We start from the raw sequence: 20,786 nt of genomic DNA on the forward strand, positions 1-20,786 counted from the left end.
GGTGGCACCAAGGGCTCCGGCTCGGGTGGCACGAAGGGTTCTGGTTCTGGCGGCACGAAAGGCTCCGGCTCGGGTGGCACTAAGGGTTCCGGTTCCGGCGGTACGAAGGGCTCCGGCTCTGGTGGCACCAAGGGCTCCGGCTCGGGTGGCACGAAGGGTTCTGGTTCTGGCGGCACGAAAGGCTCCGGCTCGGGTGGGACCAAGGGCTCCGGCTCGGGTGGCACGAAGGGCTCCGGCTCGGGTGGGACCAAGGGCTCCGGCTCGGGTGGCACGAAGGGTTCTGGTTCTGGCGGCACGAAAGGTTCCGGCTCCGGCGGTACCAAGGGTTCCGGCTCTGGCGGTACGAAGGGCTCCGGCTCGGGTGGCACGAAGGGCTCCGGTTCTGGCGGCACGAAGGGCTCCGGTTCTGGTGGCACCAAGGGCTCCGGTTCTGGCGGCACGAAGGGCTCCGGTTCTGGTGGCACCAAGGGCTCCGGTTCTGGTGGTACGAAAGGTTCCGGCTCGGGGGGCACCAAAGGCTCCGGCTCTTGCGGCACTAAGGGGTCTGGCTCGGGTGGTACGCAAGGTAGTGATACCGGTGGCGACGATAAGTCCGTTCTTAATTTCCTGATGGGAGAGAATGGGGAGATCACAATCGCCGTCACGGAAACGCCGGAGGGGCAGTTGCACTTCAACCTCTCGCCCACTGATCCCGAAGCGGAATCCCACGCTGACATCAACGGGCTTTTCTTCAATGTGACTGATGGCAGCGCAATCGAAGAACTGAACTTCTTCCCTGATGTGAACGCCGAAGGCTATCACCTGACGGATGTGAAGGCCGTGGATGACGGTGTCGACGGTTTCGACGATGGTCCCCAAGCGGGGGGCAGCTTCGATGTGGGTCTGCAGTTCGGCACGACCGCTGACAGTTCCGATGATGAGGTCACAAGCACGAACTTCACCCTCTGGACCTATCCCGGCTCGCTGTCTTTCGAAGATATCGATCTGAGCGGCATGCGTGTTGTGTTGGACTCGGATGAGAGCGGCGGTGAGGTGCTTGAGGTGTCCGGTATGGTCGATCCTGACATGGAGGACTCCGATGCCGATACCTCCGACCCCGCGAGCGCCCTCATGGACGCGCTGACCCTCACTTCCGTGCCGGAGGAGGAAGACGAAGGGGGCGACACCTGCGAGGATGACGCCTTCGACATGGCCTAAGGGGCCGTCAGTCTAAAAACGAAAGGCGCGTCCCTCGGGGCGCGCCTTTTGCTTGGCGGGCGTCGCCCTCAGCGTCCGCGCATCCAAAGGACGAAGGGCAGGGCCACCAGATACATTGTGATGCCATAAACCGCCGAGGGCAGGGCATAGGCGCTGAACCCCGACACTTGGCCTGAGATCAACCCGGCGAGGGTGATGCCGAGCGTCGCGTTCTGGATGCCCGCTTCGATCGAGATCGTCTTGCGCGTCTGCCACGCCAGACCAGCCGCCGCGGCAATGCCCAGCCCCAACAACATCAGCGCCGCGTTCATGCTGATGAGCGCGGGACCAAGGCGGGCGAGATTCTGGGTGAAAACGCTCCAATTTCCGGCCAATGCGGCGAGGACAATCAGCACGAAGAGCAGCGCGGCGAGGGAGGAGAGGCCCGGCTCGATCCGCGCGGCAAAGCCGGGGGCGAGGTGGCGCAGGGCAAGCCCAAGCGCCACGGGCAAGGTGGTGATCACGAACATCGCCACCGCCAGCGCCGCGACCGAAACATCCGGCGCGGCATCGCCCATGAAGTGCCGCACGGCGATGGCGGTGAAGACCGGCACGGTCAGGATGCTCAGAAGCGAGACGACCGCCGTCAAAGTCACCGAAAGCGCCACATCGCCCCGTGCGAATTTGCTGATCATGTTCGAGGTCACACCGCCGGGGCAGAAAGAGAGGATCATCAGCCCCACGGCCAGTTCTCCACGCAGGCCAAAGGCCATGGCCACCGCCCATGCGGCAGCGGGCACCAGCACCACTTGGCAAAGCGCGCCCAAGGCAAAGGCGCGCGGGTATTTCGCCACGCGGGTGAAGTCTGGGACCGTGAGGCCCACGCCCAGCGACAGCATGATGATCGCCAATGACAGCGGCAGTACGACGTTGATTAGAATGTCCATTTGTCCCCCCAAAGCTGACCTTCAGCCTAGGGGCGGCAAATATGCTCTGGCAAGTCCGACGCGCGGGGGCGGCTGTTAAAGCGGCCAGAAGAACAGGATGGCGGGGATCGACACGGCGACGACGATGATCTCCAGCGGCAGCCCCATGCGCCAATAGTCGCCGAAGGAATAGCCGCCGGGGCCGAGGATCAGCGTGTTGTTCTTATGCCCAATCGGCGTCAGGAAAGCCGAAGAGGCCGCCACCGCAACCGCCATCAGAAACGGGTCAGGGGAGACGCCGAGCGACTGGGCCATTTGTATGCCCACGGGCGCCGCGACGATGGTCGTCGCGGTGTTGTTGAGCACATCCGACAGCGACATGGTCACCACCATCAGAACCGTGAGGACCACCCAAGCGGGCAGTCCCTCGGTCAGCCCCACCAGCGCGCCCGCGATCAATTCGGTCCCGCCCGAAGTCTCGAGCGCCGCGCCCAGCGGGATCATGGAGCCCAACAGCACGATGACCGGCCATTCGATATGGGTATAGAGTTCCGACAGCGGCACGATCTTGGCCAGCACATAGCCGACCACGACGATTCCAAGCGCGATGGGCAGGTAGATCAGCCCGAAGGAGGCCGCCGCCACGGCCCCCGCGAACATCGCGATGGCGAGCCATGTCTTGCTGTCTTGGGTCACCGCAAGCCCCCGGTCGGCCAGCGGCAGCACGCCCAGCCAGTCGGTGACATGGGCCACCGTGTCGCGCGGGACCAGCAGCAACAGGATGTCCCCGGGTTTCAGCTCGGTCGTGCGCAGTTGCGAGGTGATCTTGCGGCCCTGTCGCGACAGGCCCAGCAGCACCGTGCGCTGCCGCCACGACAGACCCACCGCCTGCGCCGTGCGCCCGTTGAGCCGCGAGCCATCGGTCACCACGACCTCGACAATCTCGACCCCGTCGCCATCGGCCAACAGCAGGTCTTCGCGGTCCCGGTCAGCCAGCGCGAGGTTCAGCGTGCTGCGGAACTCGTCCAGCGCGTCGGGCGTGGCCTCAAGCACGATCGCGTCTCCGGCTTGCAGCACCACGTTGCGCGCCGTGCCATAGCGCCGCTTGCCGTCGCGCATCAGGCCCAAGATCGCCACATCGGCGCGATGCGCCTCTTCTTGCAACTCGGCCAGCCGTTTGCCGATCTGTTTGTTGCCCTCGGGTACGGTTAGCTCGGCGATATATTGGGCGATATCCTCGGCCTCGATCATGGCGTCTTCGCGGGCGGGGATCAGCCGCCAGCCGATCAGCGCGACAAAGATCAGCCCCGCGATGGCGGCCAGCCCACCGACTGGGGCGAAATCGAACATCTTGAAAGGCGCGCCCAAGGATTCCTGCCGGATGGAGGCGATAATGATATTGGGCGGCGTGCCGATCAGCGTGGCCATGCCGCCAAGGATGGTGGCGAAACTGAGTGGCATCAGGCTCAGCCCCGGCGCGCGGCCCGCCTTGCGTGCGGTCTGGATATCGACCGGCATCAGCAGGGCCAAGGCGGCGACGTTGTTCATAAAGGCCGACAGCACCCCGCCCACGGCGCCCATCATGGTGATATGCGCGCCCAAGCTGCGCGAACTGTCGACCAACGTGCGGGTGATCAGCATCACCGCGCCCGAACGGACCAACCCAGCCGAAACCACCAAGACCAGCGCCACGATCAGCGTGGCCGGATGGCCGAAGCCGTCAAAGGCGTTTTCCGTGGGCACCACCCCCAGCACCACGCCGAGCATCAGCGCCCCGAAGGCCACGATGTCATAGCGAAACCGCCCCCAAAGCAGCAGACCAAAGACCGCGCCGAAGAGGGTGAATAGGATGATCTGATCAGTGGTCATAAATCCGGTCTAACGTGGTTGCCCCATCGGCGGAAAGCTAAGCACAGGCCGGGTGGCTTGTTCCAGCGGTGATGCTGGCATATAGAGTGGCGCAAACGCATTGCCAGAACGAGGTATTCATGGCCGGTCACTCCAAATGGGCAAACATCCAGCATCGCAAGGGCCGTCAGGACAAGCTGCGCGCCAAGGTGTTTTCCAAACTCTCCAAGGAAATCACCATCGCGGCCAAGATGGGCGACCCCGACCCGGACAAGAACCCGCGTCTTCGTCTGGCGGTGAAAGAGGCCAAGGGCCAGTCCATGCCCAAGGACAACATCGAACGCGCCATTAAGAAGGCCGTCGGCGGTGAGGGCGAGGATTACGAGGAAATCCGCTATGAGGGCTATGGCCCCAATGGCGTGGCGGTGATCGTTGAGGCGATGACCGACAACCGCAACCGCACCGCCTCGACCGTGCGCTCGACCTTCACCAAGAACGGCGGCAATCTGGGCGAGACCGGTTCGGTCGGCTTCATGTTTGAGCGCAAGGGCGAGGTGATCTATCCCGCTTCCGTGGGCGACGCCGACACCGTGATGATGGCCGCGATCGAAGCCGGTGCCGAAGACGTGGAAAGCTCTGAAGAAGGCCATGTGATCTATTGCGCCGACACCGATCTCAACGACGTGTCGACCGCGCTGGAGGCCGAACTGGGCGAGTCGGAATCGACCAAGCTGATCTGGCGTCCGACCACCACCACCGAGATGGATCTTGAGAACATGGAAAAGCTGATGAAGCTGATCGATGCGCTTGAGGAAGATGACGACGTGCAGCGCGTCACCACGAACTTTGAGGCCTCAGACGAGGTTATGTCGCAGCTTTAACGCGGCATTTGCACCAGCGCCTCGCGCGCCGCGGCCCTTATGGCGGCGGTGAGCGGGGCCAGCGCGGGCGCCATGATCCGCGCCACCTGCCAGTAAAGCGGCACATCCAGCGGCAGCGCCTCGTCCAGCGACACGAGCCGCCCCGCCGCCATATCCTCGGCCACCAGCGGCGCGGGGTTCATCCCCCAGCCCAGTCCTTGCTGCGCTGCTGCGACAAAGCCGTGGCTTGAGGGTAGGTGGTGGCTCGGCGGGGTCAGTCGCTGCCCGGTCTTTCGCATCAGCCATCGCCCTTGCAGTTGGTCCTTGTGGTCGAAGGTGAGCATTGGCGCGCGGGCCAGTGCCTGGGTCGTGACGCCCTCGGCAAACCACGTCTCGCGATAAGCGGGGCTGGCGGTGGCATGGTAGCGCAGCGCCCCCAAGGGCAGCACGTCGCAGCCCGGTGCCGCGCGGGCTTGCCCCGTCACCGCCGCGCTGACCTCCCCCTTTCGCAGCCAATCGGCAGAGGTGTCTTGGTCGTCGATCATCAGATCGAAGAGCATGTCGGGCACCTGCGCCAGCGCCGGGATCAGCCATGTGGCCAAGACATCCGCAGGCACCGCAAGGCGCAGCCGGGGCGGGGCGGTGGCATCGCCCGCGCCAAGCGCCTGCGCTTCGAGCAGGGCCACATCCTCCGCATGTTTGGCAAGACGCTGGCCCATGGGCGTGCCGGTGCAGGGCTGGCCGCGCAGAACGAGGGTGGCCCCCACACGATCCTCCAGCGCCTTCACCCGTTGCGAGATTGCCGAGGGGGTCACCCCCAGCACCGCCGCTGCGGCATCAAAACTGCCGAGCCGTAGGATATGGGCTAAGGCGGTTAGCTGCGCGCTGTCGAGCTGCATAAGATTTGCTAATCCTAACGTAGACTATTGAATTTGAGTAATCTGAACCGCCGGGCTAGGCAAAGGCAACCCATGTTATAGGACGCCTTTGATGTTCACCTCACTCCTTCCCGGCTTCGCCCTCAGCCTCACCCTCATCATGGCCATCGGGGCGCAGAACGCCTTTGTCTTGCGCCAAGGGCTGCGCCGCGAACATGTGCTGCCGGTGGTGCTGGTTTGTGCTGCCTCGGATGCGGTGTTGATCATGTCGGGGGTCGCGGGCTTTGGCGCGCTGGCCGAGGCGGCCCCGTGGTTCGGCCCGCTGATGCGCTATGGCGGCGCGGCTTTCCTGCTGTGGTACGGCTGGCGCAACGCGGTTTCCGCATGGCAGGGCGGGGAGGCGCTGGAGGCCGAGGGGCAATCCACCCGCAGCCTGCGCAAGGCGATCCTGACGCTGCTGGCGCTGACTTGGCTGAACCCGCATGTCTACCTCGACACCTTGGTGCTGCTCGGCTCGATCTCGGCGCAATATCCCGACCGGCTCAGCTTTGGCATCGGGGCGGTGCTGGCAAGCTTCGTCTTCTTCTTCTCACTGGGCTATGGCGCGCGGCTGCTGGCGCCGCTCTTTGCCAGACCGCGCAGTTGGCAGGTCTTGGACGCCATCATTGCCGTGACCATGTGGGCGATTGCCATCAAATTGCTTGCGATGTGAATAAAAATGCCGCGCCCATCTTGCCCTTGGCAGCGCTTTGGGAAAGGGTCGCGGCATGACACACTCTCCCGCCACCACCCCCGACATCCCCGCTCCGCCCAACCGTCCGCTTGTCGGGGTCTTTTGGATGTTGGTGACGGGGGCCTGTTTCATCGGCGTGACCGCGCTGGTGAAATACATGGGGCCGCGCCTGCCTTCGGCAGAGGCCGCTTTCCTGCGCTACGCCATGGGGCTGGTCTTTGTCTTGCCGATCCTGCGGTCGCTGCTGGCCACCCCGGTAAGCCGGCGGCAATGGGGTCTGTTTGGCATGCGGGGCCTGTGCCACGCGGGCGGGGTGATCCTGTGGTTCTACGCCATGACCCGCCTGCCCATCGCCGAGGTGACGGCGATGAACTACCTCGCGCCGATCTATGTCACCGTGGGTGCCGCGATCTTTCTAGGGGAGAAGCTGGCCGCGCGGCGCATCGTGGCGGTCTGTCTGGGGCTGGCGGGGGCGGCGATCATCCTGCGGCCCGGTTTTCGCGAAGTCTCTACCGGGCATCTGGCGATGTTGCTGGCGGCGGTGGTCTTTGCCGGGTCCTACCTCTTGGCCAAGGTGCTGGCGGATGAGGCGCGCCCGGTGATGATCGTGACGATGCTGTCGATCTTTGTGACCATCGGGCTGGCGCCCTTTGCCTTCGCCGTCTGGATCGCGCCAACACCGCAGGAACTGCTGATCCTCGCCGGGGTCGCCTTTTTCGCGACGGCGGGGCATTTCACCATGACGCTGGCCTTTGCCGCCGCCCCGGTGACGGTGACACAGCCGGTCACTTTCCTGCAATTGGTCTGGGCAACGATCCTCGGCGTGGTGGTCTTTGCCGAGCCGGTGGACCTCTGGGTCGTGCTGGGCGGGGCGGTGATCTTGGGCTCTGTCACCTTTATCACATGGCGCGAAGCGATGTTGAAACGGCAGGTCACGCCCCCCTCGCATGCGACGAAATTCTGACCTTCCGCTATGTCGGGTGGTACTTGATTGACGAGTCAATAAAGATTCCCCTATCCTGAGGCGGTCAACACTGCCCCAAGGATCCGAATCCAATGCCCAAAGTCGGAATGGAACCCATTCGCCGCTCTGCGCTGGTCAAAGCCACCATCGCCGAGATCGGCGAGGCCCAGTCGCTGGATGTGACGGTGAGCCAGATCGCCAAGCGGGCAGGCATGTCGAGCGCGCTGGCGCATCACTACTTCGGCGGCAAGAACCAGATCTTTCTGGCGGCGATGCGGCATATCCTGTCGGAATATGCCGCCGGGGTCCGCGAGCGGCTTGCCACGGCCCGCACGCCGCATGACCGCGCGGCGGCGATCATCGTGGCCAGTTTCGACGACACCGGCTTTCACCCCGGCACGATCAGCGCGTGGATGACACTCTACGCCCATGCCCGCACCAACCCCGAAACCCGGCGGCTGCTGACGGCCTATCAAAGCCGGTTGCGGTCCAACCTCACACATGCGCTGCGCCCGATCAGCCCTCAGCCCGAAGGCGACGCCGAAACCTTGGCGGCGCTGATCGACGGGCTCTACCTGCGCGCGGCGCTGTCGGATGGCGTCAGCGCGGCAGAGGCCATGACCCGCGCGCTCTATACACTCGACCTGCTGCTTAAAGCGGGCCGTTGAACACCGCGGAGACGGGCGGCACCGCCGCGCTCCGCTTCTCTGAACACTCCTCGCCTCAGGCAAGAAAGTCCCTTTGATGTCCTATGATCCCCAACCCACCGCCAGCCACTTTATCGACGGCGCCTATGTCGAAGACACCAATGGCACGCCGATCCCGGTGATCTATCCCGCCACGGGCGAAAAGATCGCCACGGTCTATGCCGCCACGCCTCAGATCGTGGAGCAGGCCATCGCCTCGGCCCGCCGCGCGCAGGCCGCATGGGGCGCGATGAGCGGCACCGAGCGCGGCCGTATCCTGCGCCGCGCCGCCGACATGATCCGCGACCGCAACCACGATCTGTCGGTGCTGGAAACCCAAGACACCGGCAAACCCTATCAGGAGACCTCCGTCGCCGATGCCACCAGCGGCGCGGACGCGCTGGAGTATTTCGGCGGCCTCGCTGGCAGCCTGACCGGCGAGCATATCCAGCTTGGCGAGGATTGGGTCTACACCCGGCGCGAGCCCTTGGGTGTCTGCGTCGGCATCGGCGCATGGAACTACCCCACCCAGATCGCCTGCTGGAAGGCCGCGCCCGCGCTGGCCTGCGGCAATGCGATGATCTTCAAACCGTCCGAGACCACGCCGCTTTGCGCCCTGAAGGTCGCCGAAATCCTGATCGAGGCCGGGCTGCCTGCGGGCCTCTTCAACGTGGTCCAGGGCATGGGCGAGGTCGGCCAGTCGCTGGTCACCGATGCCCGTGTCGACAAGGTCTCGCTCACTGGGTCCGTGCCCACGGGGCGCAAGGTCTATGCCGCGGCTGCCGAGGGCATCAAACATGTGACGATGGAACTGGGCGGCAAGTCGCCCCTGATCGTCTTCGAAGATGCGGACATCGACAATGCCGTCGGCGGCGCGATCTTGGGCAACTTCTACAGCTCGGGGCAGATCTGCTCGAACGGCACCCGCGTCTTTGTGCACCGCGACATCAAGGAGAAGTTCCTCGCCCGGCTTTCTGAGCGGCTGGATAACGCTGCGATCGGCGATCCGATGGACCCCGACACAAGCTTCGGTCCCATGGTTAGCGAACGTCAGATGCAGATTGCGCTAGACTACGTCGAAAAGGGCAAGGCCGAAGGTGCGCGACTGGTCTATGGCGGCACCCGGATCGAACGTGATGGTTTCTACATGCGGCCCACGGTCTTTGCCGATGTGACCGACGACATGGTCATCGCCCGCGAAGAGATTTTCGGCCCCGTCATGGCGGTGCTCGACTTCGAAGACGAGGGTGAGGTCATGGCCCGCGCCAACGCGACCGAGTTCGGCCTTGCTGCCGGTGTCTTCACCCGCGACCTCACCCGCGCGCACCGCGTCGCGGCGGGGTTCGAGGCCGGGACCTGCTACATCAACAGCTACAACGACGCCCCCGTCGAAGCGCCCTTCGGCGGCATGAAGAACTCCGGCGTCGGCCGCGAGAACGCCAAGGCGGCGATCGAGCACTACAGCCAGGTGAAGTCGGTCTACGTGCGCATGGGCGATGTCGAGGCGCCCTTCTAAGGGGTGAATTTGTTGAGAGGTGCTTGAGGGATCAGCCTGATCCTCAAGTCACCTCGTCAATTCTGGGGAGCGATTCCCCACCGCCTCAAGGACAAGCCGCGCCTTCGCGCGGTGCTGCGCATCCTTGACCCGGCGGGGAATCACGGAAGGAAGAGCTATGGAAGCTGAATTTGTCATTGTCGGCGCGGGCTCCGCGGGTTGCGCCATGGCCTACCGTCTGGCCGAGGCGGGCCGGAAGGTCATCGTCATCGAACATGGCGGCAGCGACGCGGGTCCTTTCATCCAGATGCCGGCGGCGCTCAGCTATCCGATGAACATGCCGCGTTACGACTGGGGCTATAAATCCGAGCCCGAGCCGCATCTCAATAACCGCGAGCTGGTCTGCCCGCGCGGCAAGGTGATCGGCGGCTCGTCCTCGATCAACGGCATGGTCTATGTGCGCGGCCACGCCAAGGATTTCGACCATTGGGAAGAGTCCGGCGCGCGCGGTTGGTCCTACGCCGATGTGCTGCCCTACTACAAGCGCATGGAGACATGGCATGAGAACGGCCATGGCGGCGATCCGGCATGGCGCGGCAAGGATGGCCCGCTGCACGTCAGCCGCGGCCCGCGCGAGAACCCGCTATTCGATGCCTTCGTGCAGGCCGGGGCGCAGGCCGGCTACCAGGTGACCCATGACTACAACGGCCGCCAGCAGGAGGGTTTCGGCCCGATGGAACAGACTGTCTGGAACGGGCGGCGCTGGTCGGCGGCCAATGCCTATCTTCGCCCGGCGCAGAAGACCGGCAACGTCACCCTGATCCGCGCGTTGGCGCAGCGCGTGGTGATCGAAGAGGGCCGTGCTGTGGGTGTCGAGGTCAAGCGTGGCCGCGCGACGGAGGTGATTCGCGCCAGCCGCGAGGTGGTGCTGGCGGCCTCGTCGATCAACTCGCCCAAACTGCTGATGCTTTCGGGGATCGGCCCCGCCGCGCATCTGGCCGAACACGGGATCGAGGTGCTGGCCGACCGCCCCGGCGTTGGGCAGAACCTGCAGGACCATCTGGAGCTTTACATCCAGATGGCCTCGCGCCAGCCGATCACGCTCTACAAGCACTGGAACCTCTTGTCGAAGGCCGTCATTGGCGCGCAATGGCTGTTCACCAAGACCGGCATGGGGGCCTCGAACCAGTTCGAATCCGCGGCTTTCATCCGCTCGAAGCCCGGCGTGGAATACCCTGATATTCAATACCATTTCCTGCCCATTGCCGTGCGCTACGACGGGCAGGCGGCGGCCGAGGGGCATGGCTTTCAGGCCCATACCGGGCCGATGCGCTCGAAGTCGCGGGGCGAGATTACCCTGCGCTCCGCCGACCCTGCCGAGGCGCCGCGCATCCGCTTCAACTACATGTCCCATCCCGACGATTGGGAGGAGTTTCGCACCTGCATCCGCCTCACGCGGGAGATCTTCGCGCAGGACGCCTTCAAGCCCTTCGTCAAACACGAGATCCAGCCCGGAGAAGCGCTGCAATCGGACGCGGAACTGGACGCCTTCATCGCCGAACACGCCGAGAGCGCCTATCACCCCTGCGGCACCTGCCGCATGGGGGCGGCGGACGATCCCAACGCCGTGGTCGACCCGCAAGCACGGGTGATCGGGGTCGAGGGGCTGCGCGTGGCCGACAGTTCGATCTTCCCGCGGATCACCAATGGCAACCTTAACGCGCCTTCGATCATGGTCGGCGAAAAGGTCTCGGACCTCCTTCTGGGCCGCGATCCGCTGCCGCGCGCGAATGACGAACCTTGGCTGCATCCGAACTGGCAGGTGGCGCAGCGTTGATCATTAACCTGCCTTAACATCCTGTCTTGAAGGCCGCGGGGCGGGGCGTCATACCTGCCTCATGTTAAGGATTTGTTCACTTTTCGCCCTCAGTCTGACACTGAGCCTCGCAACTGGATCAGCGGGGGCGCAAACCGTCTCGGGCCTGGTTCGCGTGATCGATGGGGATACTTTCGATCTCGGCGGTACGCGCATCCGCTTGCATGGTATCGATGCGCTCGAGTCCAGCCAGTCCTGCGAGACCGATGACGGGCAGGCCTGGGCCTGCGGAGATTGGACAACGAGGGAGGTGCGCGACAGATACCAAGGGGCCAACGCGCATTGTGAGGCACTAGACCGCGACCGCTATGATCGCATCGTCGCCCGCTGCCATGTGGGCGACGTTGACGTGGGGCAGGCGCTGGTGCGTGACGGGCTGGCCTTTGCCTATCGGAAATATTCGATGGACTATGATCTGGATGAGAAGGCCGCCTTTGTCGCGGGCCGTGGGATTCACGGGTTCAAGACGGTTTCCCCCGCCCGCTACCGCGTGACCCGCCGCAGCGGGTCCGAGCCTGCCCGACCCGAGGGGAGCTGCCAGATCAAAGGTAATATCAGCGCCAAGGGGGTCAAGATTTACCATATGCCGGGGCAGGAATTTTACAGCCGCACCCGCATCAGCGCCCGCAAGGGCGAGCGTTGGTTCTGTTCCGAGGCAGAGGCACGCGGCGCGGGGTGGCGGCGCGCGCGGCGCTGATCACTCCACCCGGTAGGGCAGGGTGTCGCGCAGATGCGGGTCGACCACCAACTGCCGCTCTAGCGGCGGGACGGAGCGTTGATGGCAATCCCGGCGCTCGCAAATCCGGCAGGAAATGCCAATCGGTTCAAAGGCATCGCTGCGGGTGACGTCCATCCCATCGGCGTAGACCAGCGCGGGCGCATGGCGCACCTCGCAGCCGAGTGAGATCGCGTAGCGCCGCACCGGCGCGCCAAACCGTCCCGCCGGTTTCGAGATGTCCCGCGCCAAACTGATATAGCGCACCCCATCCGGCGTCTCGGCCAGCTGCCGCAGGAACCGCCCCGGCGTCTCAAAGGCACGGTGGACGTTCCAAAGCGGGCAGGCGCCGCCGAAACGCGCGAATTGCAGCCGGGTGGCGGAATGGCGTTTGGTGATCGTGCCCGCCTGATCGACCCGGACGAAGAAGAAGGGCACCCCCTTTGCCCCGGGCCGCTGCATCGTCGATAGCCGATGCGCCACCTGCTCGATCGAGGCACCGAAATGCCCGGCCAGCACCTCCAGATCATGGCGGCAGTCCTGCGCCTTTTGCAAAAACCGCCCATAGGGCAAGAGGGCCGCCCCGGCGAAGTAATTGGCCAGCCCAATCTTTGCGATATCCCGCGCCGCGGTGCTGTGGAAGCGGGCGAGGTCCAGCGTCGCCTCCAGCAGCGCGTCTTGCTGGGTCAGCGCTACCTGCAACAACATCTGAAATGTCTGCGTCTCAGGTGCCGCACGGGCCGATAGATGCAGTACCTTGCGGGCGGGATCATAGGCGCGCAGCCGGTCGTCATCCTCAAAAACCACGCGCACCCCGGCACTCTCAAGCGCACGCGCCGCGGTCGCCCGCGTGTCACTGCCGCTGCCTTCGCGGGTCGCGAAATGCTCTGCCGCACGGTCGACGGCGTCGATGTAATTGTCGCAATAGTGAAAGAAGTCCCGCACTTCTTCCCAAGGGGAGGGCATCGCGCGGGCGTCTTCGCGGCCCAGGGCTTCGTCCAGCGAGGCCAGCCGTTCATGTACCTGTCGGTAGCTTTGATGCAGCGCGAGAAAGGCATGTGCCAGCCCCGGCGCGTTGGAGGCGGTAAGGCGCAGATCGGCCACCGGGGGTGCCTTTCCGGCGAAAATCGGATCGGCCAGCGCCTCGCGCAGATCGCTGACCAACCGCTCCCCATCGCCGCTGGAAAGCTCGGTCACATCCAGCCTGAACTCCGACGCCAAGGCGAGCACGACATTGGTGCTGACAGGCCGGTTGTTGTTCTCCATCTGGTTGAGATAGGGCAAGGAGACGCCCAGCCGGGCGGCGAAGTCTTTCTGCGTCAGCCCCGCGCGGGTGCGGGTCTCACGTAGTTTCACACCGGCATAGAGTTTCTGGATCGCCATCCGCGCGCCTTTGCAAATTTGCAGTCGGGTGCAGCCTAGCTTTGCAAAGCCGGGGTCACAAGTGCGGAGAGCGTGGGCCTAGAGGCCCAAAGCTTTCTCACGCCGGATCACCACCCAGATGGAGGCGACCGAGGCGATGGCCGTCAGCAGCATGAGCCACAACAGCGGATAGGCTCCGGTTTCAGGGGTGAGCAGGGCGCCCGCCAGCGCGCTCAAAGCCGCGCCGCCGACGATCATGATCGCCCCGCCCAGCCCGGAGGCCGTGCCCGCCAAGTGCGGGCGCACCGACAGCATCCCGGCGGTGGCATTGGGGATGCAGAGCCCGTTGCCCAGCCCCACCAGCGTCATTAGTCCGAAGAAGCTGAGTGGCGAGCCGTAGCCCGCCAGGAAGATCAGCAGCGACACCGTGCCACCCACGGCATTGGAAATGCAGCCCCAAAGCACCAGCGTATTGACGCCAAACCGGGTCGCCGTCCGCGCGGTGACGAAGTTGCCGATGAAATAGCCAATCGCGGGTGCGCCGAAATAGAGGCCAAGCACCGCAGGCTCCATCCCGAAGACCACGGTGCCCACGAAGGGCGCGCCGCCGAGATAGGCAAAGAAGGCGCCCGAGCAAAAGCCCGTGGCCAGCGCATAGCCCCAAAAACGGGGGGAGCGGAGCAACTCGGGGTATTCGCCGAACTGCTGGCGCAGCGATTTGCCACTGGCCCGGGCGGTCTCGCCCAAATCCGCCCAAGCCACCCAAAACACCAACCCGCCAAGGATCAGCATCGCCCAGAAGGAAGCCTGCCAGCCGAAACCCTGTTCCAGCAGCCCGCCTAAGGCGGGGCTGATCATCGGCACCAGCGCCATGCCCATGGTGACATAGCCGATCATAGAGGCCGATTCGTCTTGGGTATAGAGATCGCGGATCACCGCGCGGCTCAGGACCATGCCCGTGGCGATCACAGCCTGCGCCATGCGGAATACCAGAAACACGGCGATGTTCGGCGCCAGCAGACAGCCCACCGTGGCCACGAAGAAGATGCCCAAGCCCCAAAGCATCACCCGCCGCCGCCCGAGGTTGTCCGAAATCGGCCCGATGAAGATTTGCAGTATCCCGCTGAAGAACAGGTAGAGCGGCACCGAAAGCTGGATCACCGCATAATCCGTGTCGAAATGCTCTGCCATCTTCGGCAGGCTGGGCAGGAAAATGTTCATGACCATGGCCGAAAGCCCGGCCAGCAGGATCAGCGTTGAGATATGGGGTGGGGTCGTCCGGTCTAGATACCGGACCCGGGGGATATCGCTCATGCAAATGCAAGTAGTCGCGGGTATGGGAAATGTCCATGTTAACTAGATTGTTTTGCAACTTTTCATTTTGCTTCACCACGCCTGTATTGATTTTGCAAATTTGCAAAATTGCGCTTTGGTCAGTTGCGCTCCTCCGGTAGACTGGTCGAAATCACAATAGGGGTGCGTCATGAAAGACATTCTCGAACAACTGGAGCGGCGTCGCGAAGATGCGCGTTTGGGCGGCGGTCAGGCACGGATCGATGCGCAGCACGGCCGCGGCAAGCTCACCGCACGGGAGCGTGTCGATCTGCTGCTCGACGAAGGCTCCTTCGAGGAATTCGACATGTTCGTCACCCACCGCTGCACCGATTTCGGCATGCAGGATCAAAAGCCCGCCGGCGATGGCGTGGTCACCGGCTGGGGCACGATCAATGGCCGCCTCGTCTATGTCTTCAGTCAGGATTTCACCGTCTTCGGCGGCTCCCTATCTGAAACCCATGCCCAGAAAATCTGCAAGATCATGGACATGGCAGTGCAAAACGGCGCCCCGGTGATCGGCATTAACGATTCCGGCGGCGCGCGCATCCAAGAAGGCGTGGCAAGCCTTGCAGGCTACGCCGAGGTCTTCCAGCGCAACATCGAAGCCTCCGGCGTGATCCCCCAGATCAGCGTCATCATGGGCCCCTGCGCGGGCGGGGCGGTCTATTCGCCCGCGATGACCGACTTCATCTTCATGGTCAAAGACAGCTCCTATATGTTCGTCACCGGTCCGGACGTGGTGAAAACCGTGACCAACGAAGTCGTCACCGCCGAAGAGCTGGGCGGCGCCACCACCCACACGCGCAAATCCTCCGTCGCCGACGCGGCCTTCGAGAACGATGTGGAGGCGCTGGCCGAAGTGCGCCGCCTCGTCGATCTGCTGCCCGCCAACAACCGCGAGAAACCGCCGGTCCGCCCCTTCTTCGACGATCCCAATCGGATCGAGCCCTCGCTCGACACGCTGGTGCCGTCGAACGCCAACACCCCCTATGATATGAAGGAATTGATCCTCAAACTGGCGGATGAGGGCGACTTTTACGAAATCCAAGAGGAATTCGCCAAGAACATCATCACCGGTTTCATCCGCCTTGAGGGGCGTACCGTTGGCGTGGTGGCCAACCAACCGATGGTGCTGGCCGGATGCCTCGACATCGACAGTTCGCGCAAAGCGGCGCGTTTCGTACGCTTCTGCGATGCCTTCGAAATTCCGATCCTCACGCTGGTGGATGTGCCCGGCTTCCTGCCCGGCACCGGTCAGGAATTCGGCGGCGTCATCAAACACGGCGCGAAACTGCTCTTCGCCTATGGCGAGGCGACGGTGCCGATGGTCACCGTCATCACGCGCAAAGCCTATGGCGGCGCCTATGACGTGATGGCCTCGAAACACCTGCGCTCGGATTTCAACTACGCTTGGCCCACCGCCGAAGTTGCCGTGATGGGCGCCAAAGGCGCGACCGAGATCATCCACCGCAAGGATCTGAACGACCCCGAAAAGATCGCCAAACACACCAAGGATTATGAGGATCGTTTCGCCAATCCCTTCGTCGCCGCCGAACGTGGTTTCATCGACGAGGTGATCCAGCCCCGCAGCACCCGCAAACGGGTCGCCCGCGCCTTCGCCTCTCTGCGCAACAAGAAAGTGCAGACCCCGTGGAAGAAACACGACAACATCCCGCTCTGAGCGCCATCATGCAGCTTCATCCTTTCTCAAATACCGATCCCACGAGGGCCGCGCGCGGAACCCTCGGCGGGCTGGGTGGTTTTCCTTGCAAAGGAGGACCGGATCATGCCGAATTCATCCATCAAGGACGAAGAGACCTACAAGTCCCTGCGCGAGGATGGGGCGAGCAAGGAGAAAGCCGCCCGCATCGCCAATGCGCAGGCCAACGACAACCAGCACCCCGGCAAGAAGGGGGGCAAACAGCCGCCCTACGAGGATTGGACCAAGGACGATCTCTACGACCGAGCGCAGGAGCTCGGGATCGAAGGACGCTCGGACATGGACAAGGACGCGCTGATCGACGCGCTGCGCAACCACTAGGCGCTCTTCTGCGCCGGGCTTGGCTGCCAGCCCTGCTGGCGGTCGGGCTTGCAGCCCCCGCGCGGGCCATTGATGTCCCCTCTGGCCAAACCGTTGACCTGCAAGAGGTCTTGGTCGAGGATCTCGGCGGTGAGACTTGGCTTCGCTTCCGTTTCATTGCGCCGCAGATTGCCAAAGGGCCGGGGGCCATCGCCTATGACCGCGCCGCGCCGGATATGGAACATCTCTGCGCGGTCGTCGCACTTCCTTACATGACTGAACATGCGCTGGCGGGGCAGGTGATCGTCGTCTCCCTCGCCGACCGTCCGGTGGAATTCGGCGCGGCCGACCCCGAGGCGACCCAGTATTTCGAAGCTTTCCGGGCGCAGAATGACACCTGCATTTGGGAGGGTTTGTGATGCGCAGGCAATATCTTGCAAGAATCCGCCGATCCTCGGATTGGAATGATGCTTTGGAGTCACAACGTGGCCGATTGCACTTGCAACCGTATCCATTGCCATGTGAATCGCATATGATGCGGTCAAGGAATACCCACGTATCCCTTACCTCAGAACCCGGGCTTGGCCGGCGTGTTGTCGTGTCAGGTTCATTTAACATTAATAGGAGATATACATGTCCAAGAGCATCAAGTTGCTGGCAGCTATCGGTTTCGTCGCAGCGGTTTCGGCCTGCGCACAGCAAGAAGAAGAGTACGTCGTGGTTGAGCCCGAGCCCATCTCGGTTGAGCCCGTCTACACCGGCAAGTACAAGTAATGCCGTCGCAGGGCAGGCGTTTGCGCCTGCCCTGATCCCAGCCACCCCTGCAACCGGGAGGGGTGTCTGATGCCCGCCTATATGTTGAAACACCGCGGGTTCCCCGGGCGTCTGCCCGGCACCGATTTCCAATTCACAATTCGCCGTCCGAACCCCAAAGGGGTCACGCCCATCACCCGGCGTGAGCGTCGCCCCGACCGCCGCGCCCCGGATCGCCGCGCTGATACCGCCTTTGTCAAAGCCCTTTGGGAAGCCTTTGGCGAACATCCTTTCGAGCGTGGCAATCTGGATGCGGGCCGTCTGTCTTGGCTTTTTGGCCGTGAGGTTCTGCCCGCGACCGATCCTTTCGATCCTGCCGATTACGAAGCTCTGCTGGTGCTCGACGTGCCTGCTGCCCGCGCCGCATTCCCCGAAGCTTTCGAGGATTGATCGGCATGATGTCGCCGCGCCTGTTCACAGATCAGCATGGCTTTGCCGAAGTTCCGTTCGGGACTGGCGCAGGCTTGGCGCCGCTGCGGGCTTGGACCAAGCTTGCCTTGGCTAGCGGCACATCATTTGTCCTTCGTGCCGTTGGACATGAAGACCATACCCCTTCCCCTATCGGGCAGTCGCGCGCTTGCGCGGGGCTGCCCGACTTTTCGAAAGGGTGGTTTTCGCGCCACAGGGCAGCAGACCGAAAAACCGACCGGGAACTTGTCAAACGGCAGGGCGTTGGTCGGATAGTAGATAGCAGTGAAGGAACAGGCACATGTCCATTCGTAACATCATTCTCGCGCTTGGCGCGACAGCCGGTCTGGCCGCATGCGGCGACAACATCGGCGAACAAGGTTTGGGTGGCGCAGCCGTCGGCGCAGGTGCGGCAGCCGTCACAGGCGGGTCGCTGGCGCAGGGCGCGGCCATCGGCGCTGCAGCCAACGTCGGTTATTGCCAGCTCAATCCCGGCAAATGTAACTGATCCAGCTACAATAGCCGCTTTGCCCGCCATCCGCGCGGGCAGGGCGGCCTCCCTTTCATCTTTACCCCTACAGGCACCCGCGCAGCCCCGGCTGACGCGGCATTTTGCGTGGCCTGTCACCGTCAAAGGAACTGCTGATGTTTGACAAGATCCTCATTGCCAACCGGGGCGAAATCGCCTGCCGCGTGATCAAGACCGCGAAGAAAATGGGCCTGACCACCGTGGCGATCTATTCCGATGCAGACGCGCAGGCGCTGCATGTGGAAATGGCGGATGAGGCCATTCACATCGGCCCGCCCCCGGCGAACCAGTCCTATATCGTCATCGACAAGGTGATGGAGGCGATCAAGCAATCGGGCGCGCAGGCGGTGCATCCGGGCTATGGTTTCTTGAGCGAAAATAGCAAGTTCGCCGAGGCGCTCGACGCGGCTGGCGTGGCCTTTGTCGGCCCACCCGTCGGTGCGATCGAGAAAATGGGCGACAAGATCACCTCCAAGAAGATCGCCAAAGAGGCCGGGGTTTCCACCGTGCCGGGCTACATGGGGCTGATCGAAGACGCCGAGGAAGCGGTGAAGATCTCCAATGACATCGGCTATCCGGTGATGCTCAAAGCCTCCGCCGGCGGTGGTGGCAAGGGCATGCGGATCGCTTGGAACGACGAGGAAGCGCGCGAGGGTTTCCAATCGTCCAAGAACGAGGCCGCGAATTCCTTCGGGGATGACCGGATTTTCATTGAGAAATTCGTGACCCAGCCGCGCCACATCGAAATTCAGGTGCTTTGCGACAGCCACGGCAATGGCATCTATCTGGGCGAGCGGGAGTGTTCGATCCAGCGGCGCAACCAGAAGGTGGTCGAAGAGGCGCCGAGCCCCTTCCTTGACGAAGAGACCCGCCGCGCGATGGGCGAACAGGCCGTCGCATTGGCTCAAGCCGTAGGCTATACCAGCGCGGGCACGGTGGAATTCATTGTCGACGGCGAAAAGAACTTCTACTTCCTCGAAATGAACACCCGCCTGCAGGTGGAACACCCGGTGACGGAGTTGATCACCGGCGTCGATCTGGTGGAGCAGATGATCCGCGTGGCCAACGGCGAGAAGCTGTCGATCACCCAAGACGACGTGACCCTGACCGGCTGGGCCATCGAGAACCGGCTTTACGCCGAAGACCCCTACCGCGGCTTCCTGCCCTCCATTGGCCGCTTGACCCGCTACCGCCCGCCGCAGGAGGTGGCCGCGGGGCCGCTTCTGGAGCAGGGCACATGGCAGGGCGACGCGCCCGCCGGTGACATGGCCGTGCGCAACGACACCGGCGTCTACGAGGGCGGCGAGATTTCGATGTATTACGACCCGATGATCGCCAAGCTTTGCACTTGGGCGCCGACCCGGGAAGAGGCGATCGAGAAGATGCGCGTGGCGCTCGACAGTTTCGAGGTCGAGGGCATCGGGCACAACCTGCCGTTCCTTTCCGCCGTGATGGATCACCCCAAGTTCGTCTCGGGCGAGATGACCACCGCCTTCATCGCCGAGGAATACCCCGAGGGCTTCGAAGGTGTGACCCTGCCGGAGAGCGAGTTGCGCCGCATCGCCGCCGCCTGTGCCGCCATGCACCGCGTTGGCGAAATCCGCCGCGCCCGCGTCTCGGGCCGGATGGACAACCACGAGCGCAAAGTCGGCAGCGACTGGAACGTGAAGCTTCAGGGTGAGAACTTTGATGTGGTCACCAAGGCCGATCCCGAAGGGGCGACGGTGGCTTTCTCTGACGGCAGCGAAATGCGCGTCAGCGGCGATTGGACCCCGGGCGACCAACTGGCCGAGATGACCGTCGATGGCGCGCCTTTGGTGCTGAAGGTCGGCAAAATCTCAGGCGGCTTCCGCATCCGCACCCGCGGTGCAGACCTGAAAGTCCATGTCCGCACGCCGCGTCAGGCGGAACTGGCGGCCCTGATGCCCGAAAAGCTGCCGCCTGACACGTCGAAGATGCTGCTCTGCCCGATGCCGGGTCTGGTGGTGAAGCTCGACGTCGAAGTGGGTGACGAGGTTCAGGAGGGCCAAGCGCTCTGCACCATCGAGGCGATGAAGATGGAAAACATCCTGCGCGCCGAGAAGAAGGGCGTCGTCAGCAAGGTCAACGCCGGTGCGGGCGACAGCCTTGCGGTGGACGATGTGATCATGGAGTTCGAATAG

20 protein-coding genes are annotated in these 20,786 nt (G+C 63.7%); 15 read left to right on the forward strand and 5 right to left on the reverse strand.

What is annotated here, in order from left to right; all coding sequences use genetic code 11:
• Positions 1-1,197: hypothetical protein (locus ACGYK9_RS17265; protein ID WP_394422632.1), on the forward strand; the 1,197-nt coding region annotated here is incomplete at its 5' end.
• 68 nt (positions 1,198-1,265) lie between these two features.
• On the opposite strand, the gene ACGYK9_RS17270 is transcribed toward ACGYK9_RS17265, so the two are convergent.
• Together ACGYK9_RS17270 and ACGYK9_RS17275 are read right to left on the reverse strand one after the other, a co-directional pair.
• The gene (locus ACGYK9_RS17270; RefSeq protein ID WP_394414905.1) at positions 1,266-2,123 is read right to left on the reverse strand and encodes a bile acid:sodium symporter family protein; all 858 of its coding nucleotides are present in this window, start codon (positions 2,121-2,123) and stop codon (positions 1,266-1,268) included.
• A gap of 75 nt (positions 2,124-2,198) precedes the next feature.
• A complete protein-coding gene (locus ACGYK9_RS17275) occupies positions 2,199-3,971 on the reverse strand; it encodes an SLC13 family permease (protein ID WP_322328161.1) in 1,773 nt (590 codons plus the stop codon).
• Positions 3,972-4,090: 119 nt separating this feature from the next.
• Between ACGYK9_RS17275 and ACGYK9_RS17280 the strand changes: the two genes are divergently transcribed.
• Positions 4,091-4,831: a YebC/PmpR family DNA-binding transcriptional regulator gene (locus ACGYK9_RS17280; protein ID WP_394402223.1), complete on the forward strand. Its 741-nt coding sequence runs from the start codon at positions 4,091-4,093 to the stop codon at positions 4,829-4,831.
• Here the strand turns inward: ACGYK9_RS17280 and ACGYK9_RS17285 are convergent.
• Complete coding sequence (locus ACGYK9_RS17285; RefSeq protein WP_394414901.1) at positions 4,828-5,709, reverse strand: LysR family transcriptional regulator ArgP; 882 nt, start codon at positions 5,707-5,709, stop codon at positions 4,828-4,830. The two genes, ACGYK9_RS17280 and ACGYK9_RS17285, sit on opposite strands and share 4 nt — an antisense overlap.
• Before the next feature lie 91 nt (positions 5,710-5,800).
• On the opposite strand from ACGYK9_RS17285, the gene ACGYK9_RS17290 reads away from it, so the two are divergent.
• The 6 genes from ACGYK9_RS17290 to ACGYK9_RS17315 all read left to right on the forward strand — a co-directional run bounded on the left by ACGYK9_RS17290 (position 5,801) and on the right by ACGYK9_RS17315 (position 12,139).
• Positions 5,801-6,400, forward strand: a complete 600-nt coding sequence (locus ACGYK9_RS17290; protein ID WP_209219057.1) for a LysE/ArgO family amino acid transporter — start codon at positions 5,801-5,803, stop codon at positions 6,398-6,400.
• A gap of 55 nt (positions 6,401-6,455) precedes the next feature.
• Positions 6,456-7,385 (forward strand): DMT family transporter, encoded by a 930-nt coding sequence (locus tag ACGYK9_RS17295; RefSeq protein ID WP_394414898.1) that lies wholly within the window; start codon positions 6,456-6,458, stop codon positions 7,383-7,385.
• Positions 7,386-7,477: 92 nt separating this feature from the next.
• Positions 7,478-8,053: a choline-responsive transcriptional repressor BetI gene (gene betI / locus ACGYK9_RS17300; RefSeq protein WP_209219056.1), complete on the forward strand. Its 576-nt coding sequence runs from the start codon at positions 7,478-7,480 to the stop codon at positions 8,051-8,053.
• A 76-nt stretch (positions 8,054-8,129) separates the two neighbouring features.
• A complete protein-coding gene (gene betB / locus ACGYK9_RS17305) occupies positions 8,130-9,587 on the forward strand; it encodes a betaine-aldehyde dehydrogenase (RefSeq protein ID WP_394414895.1) in 1,458 nt (485 codons plus the stop codon).
• 157 nt (positions 9,588-9,744) lie between these two features.
• On the forward strand, positions 9,745-11,403 hold the full coding sequence (gene betA / locus ACGYK9_RS17310; RefSeq protein WP_394414892.1) for a choline dehydrogenase: 1,659 nt from the start codon (positions 9,745-9,747) through the stop codon (positions 11,401-11,403).
• A gap of 61 nt (positions 11,404-11,464) precedes the next feature.
• A complete protein-coding gene (locus ACGYK9_RS17315) occupies positions 11,465-12,139 on the forward strand; it encodes a thermonuclease family protein (RefSeq protein WP_394414889.1) in 675 nt (224 codons plus the stop codon).
• Here the strand turns inward: ACGYK9_RS17315 and ACGYK9_RS17320 are convergent, their stop codons facing one another.
• Both ACGYK9_RS17320 and ACGYK9_RS17325 read right to left on the reverse strand, forming a co-directional pair.
• Positions 12,140-13,540: a short-chain fatty acyl-CoA regulator family protein gene (locus ACGYK9_RS17320; RefSeq protein ID WP_067261653.1), complete on the reverse strand. Its 1,401-nt coding sequence runs from the start codon at positions 13,538-13,540 to the stop codon at positions 12,140-12,142.
• Positions 13,541-13,618: 78 nt separating this feature from the next.
• Positions 13,619-14,833, reverse strand: coding sequence for a multidrug effflux MFS transporter (locus tag ACGYK9_RS17325; protein ID WP_394414885.1), 1,215 nt, complete (start codon positions 14,831-14,833; stop codon positions 13,619-13,621).
• Between the two features lie 169 nt (positions 14,834-15,002).
• Between ACGYK9_RS17325 and ACGYK9_RS17330 the strand changes: the two genes are divergently transcribed.
• The 7 genes from ACGYK9_RS17330 to ACGYK9_RS17360 all read left to right on the forward strand — a co-directional run bounded on the left by ACGYK9_RS17330 (position 15,003) and on the right by ACGYK9_RS17360 (position 20,786).
• Positions 15,003-16,535 carry an acyl-CoA carboxylase subunit beta gene (locus ACGYK9_RS17330; RefSeq protein WP_168612268.1) on the forward strand — a complete coding sequence of 511 codons (1,533 nt, stop codon included), beginning with the start codon at positions 15,003-15,005 and terminating at the stop codon, positions 16,533-16,535.
• 105 nt (positions 16,536-16,640) lie between these two features.
• Positions 16,641-16,895, forward strand: coding sequence for a Rho termination factor (locus tag ACGYK9_RS17335; protein ID WP_394414881.1), 255 nt, complete (start codon positions 16,641-16,643; stop codon positions 16,893-16,895).
• Complete coding sequence (locus tag ACGYK9_RS17340) at positions 16,793-17,293, forward strand: DUF6497 family protein (protein ID WP_394414878.1); 501 nt, start codon at positions 16,793-16,795, stop codon at positions 17,291-17,293. The genes ACGYK9_RS17335 and ACGYK9_RS17340 overlap by 103 nt, the downstream gene beginning before the upstream one ends.
• Before the next feature lie 214 nt (positions 17,294-17,507).
• Positions 17,508-17,648 (forward strand): hypothetical protein, encoded by a 141-nt coding sequence (locus ACGYK9_RS17345; RefSeq protein WP_168613065.1) that lies wholly within the window; start codon positions 17,508-17,510, stop codon positions 17,646-17,648.
• 81 nt (positions 17,649-17,729) lie between these two features.
• On the forward strand, positions 17,730-18,077 hold the full coding sequence (locus ACGYK9_RS17350) for a hypothetical protein (RefSeq protein WP_271693800.1): 348 nt from the start codon (positions 17,730-17,732) through the stop codon (positions 18,075-18,077).
• A gap of 319 nt (positions 18,078-18,396) precedes the next feature.
• Positions 18,397-18,603, forward strand: a complete 207-nt coding sequence (locus ACGYK9_RS17355) for a hypothetical protein (protein WP_067261646.1) — start codon at positions 18,397-18,399, stop codon at positions 18,601-18,603.
• Between the two features lie 137 nt (positions 18,604-18,740).
• Positions 18,741-20,786, forward strand: a complete 2,046-nt coding sequence (locus ACGYK9_RS17360) for an acetyl-CoA carboxylase biotin carboxylase subunit (RefSeq protein ID WP_394414875.1) — start codon at positions 18,741-18,743, stop codon at positions 20,784-20,786.

Origin of the sequence: Sulfitobacter sp. 1A15258, from assembly GCF_043557045.1 — a bacterium.
Lineage (GTDB): Bacteria > Pseudomonadota > Alphaproteobacteria > Rhodobacterales > Rhodobacteraceae > Sulfitobacter > Sulfitobacter faviae.

Bases quoted from the DNA above. Each gene is read 5' to 3' on its own strand.
- ACGYK9_RS17270 (WP_394414905.1), bottom strand. From the start codon at position 2,123: ATGGACATTCTAATCAACGTCGTACTGCCGCTGTCATTGGCGATCATC.
- ACGYK9_RS17275 (WP_322328161.1), bottom strand. From the start codon at position 3,971: ATGACCACTGATCAGATCATCCTATTCACCCTCTTCGGCGCGGTCTTT.
- ACGYK9_RS17280 (WP_394402223.1), top strand. From the start codon at position 4,091: ATGGCCGGTCACTCCAAATGGGCAAACATCCAGCATCGCAAGGGCCGT.
- ACGYK9_RS17285 (WP_394414901.1), bottom strand. From the start codon at position 5,709: ATGCAGCTCGACAGCGCGCAGCTAACCGCCTTAGCCCATATCCTACGG.
- ACGYK9_RS17290 (WP_209219057.1), top strand. From the start codon at position 5,801: ATGTTCACCTCACTCCTTCCCGGCTTCGCCCTCAGCCTCACCCTCATC.
- ACGYK9_RS17295 (WP_394414898.1), top strand. From the start codon at position 6,456: ATGACACACTCTCCCGCCACCACCCCCGACATCCCCGCTCCGCCCAAC.
- betI (WP_209219056.1), top strand. From the start codon at position 7,478: ATGCCCAAAGTCGGAATGGAACCCATTCGCCGCTCTGCGCTGGTCAAA.
- betB (WP_394414895.1), top strand. From the start codon at position 8,130: ATGTCCTATGATCCCCAACCCACCGCCAGCCACTTTATCGACGGCGCC.
- betA (WP_394414892.1), top strand. From the start codon at position 9,745: ATGGAAGCTGAATTTGTCATTGTCGGCGCGGGCTCCGCGGGTTGCGCC.
- ACGYK9_RS17315 (WP_394414889.1), top strand. From the start codon at position 11,465: ATGTTAAGGATTTGTTCACTTTTCGCCCTCAGTCTGACACTGAGCCTC.
- ACGYK9_RS17320 (WP_067261653.1), bottom strand. From the start codon at position 13,540: ATGGCGATCCAGAAACTCTATGCCGGTGTGAAACTACGTGAGACCCGC.
- ACGYK9_RS17325 (WP_394414885.1), bottom strand. From the start codon at position 14,833: ATGAGCGATATCCCCCGGGTCCGGTATCTAGACCGGACGACCCCACCC.
- ACGYK9_RS17330 (WP_168612268.1), top strand. From the start codon at position 15,003: ATGAAAGACATTCTCGAACAACTGGAGCGGCGTCGCGAAGATGCGCGT.
- ACGYK9_RS17335 (WP_394414881.1), top strand. From the start codon at position 16,641: ATGCCGAATTCATCCATCAAGGACGAAGAGACCTACAAGTCCCTGCGC.
- ACGYK9_RS17345 (WP_168613065.1), top strand. From the start codon at position 17,508: ATGTCCAAGAGCATCAAGTTGCTGGCAGCTATCGGTTTCGTCGCAGCG.
- ACGYK9_RS17350 (WP_271693800.1), top strand. From the start codon at position 17,730: ATGTTGAAACACCGCGGGTTCCCCGGGCGTCTGCCCGGCACCGATTTC.
- ACGYK9_RS17355 (WP_067261646.1), top strand. From the start codon at position 18,397: ATGTCCATTCGTAACATCATTCTCGCGCTTGGCGCGACAGCCGGTCTG.
- ACGYK9_RS17360 (WP_394414875.1), top strand. From the start codon at position 18,741: ATGTTTGACAAGATCCTCATTGCCAACCGGGGCGAAATCGCCTGCCGC.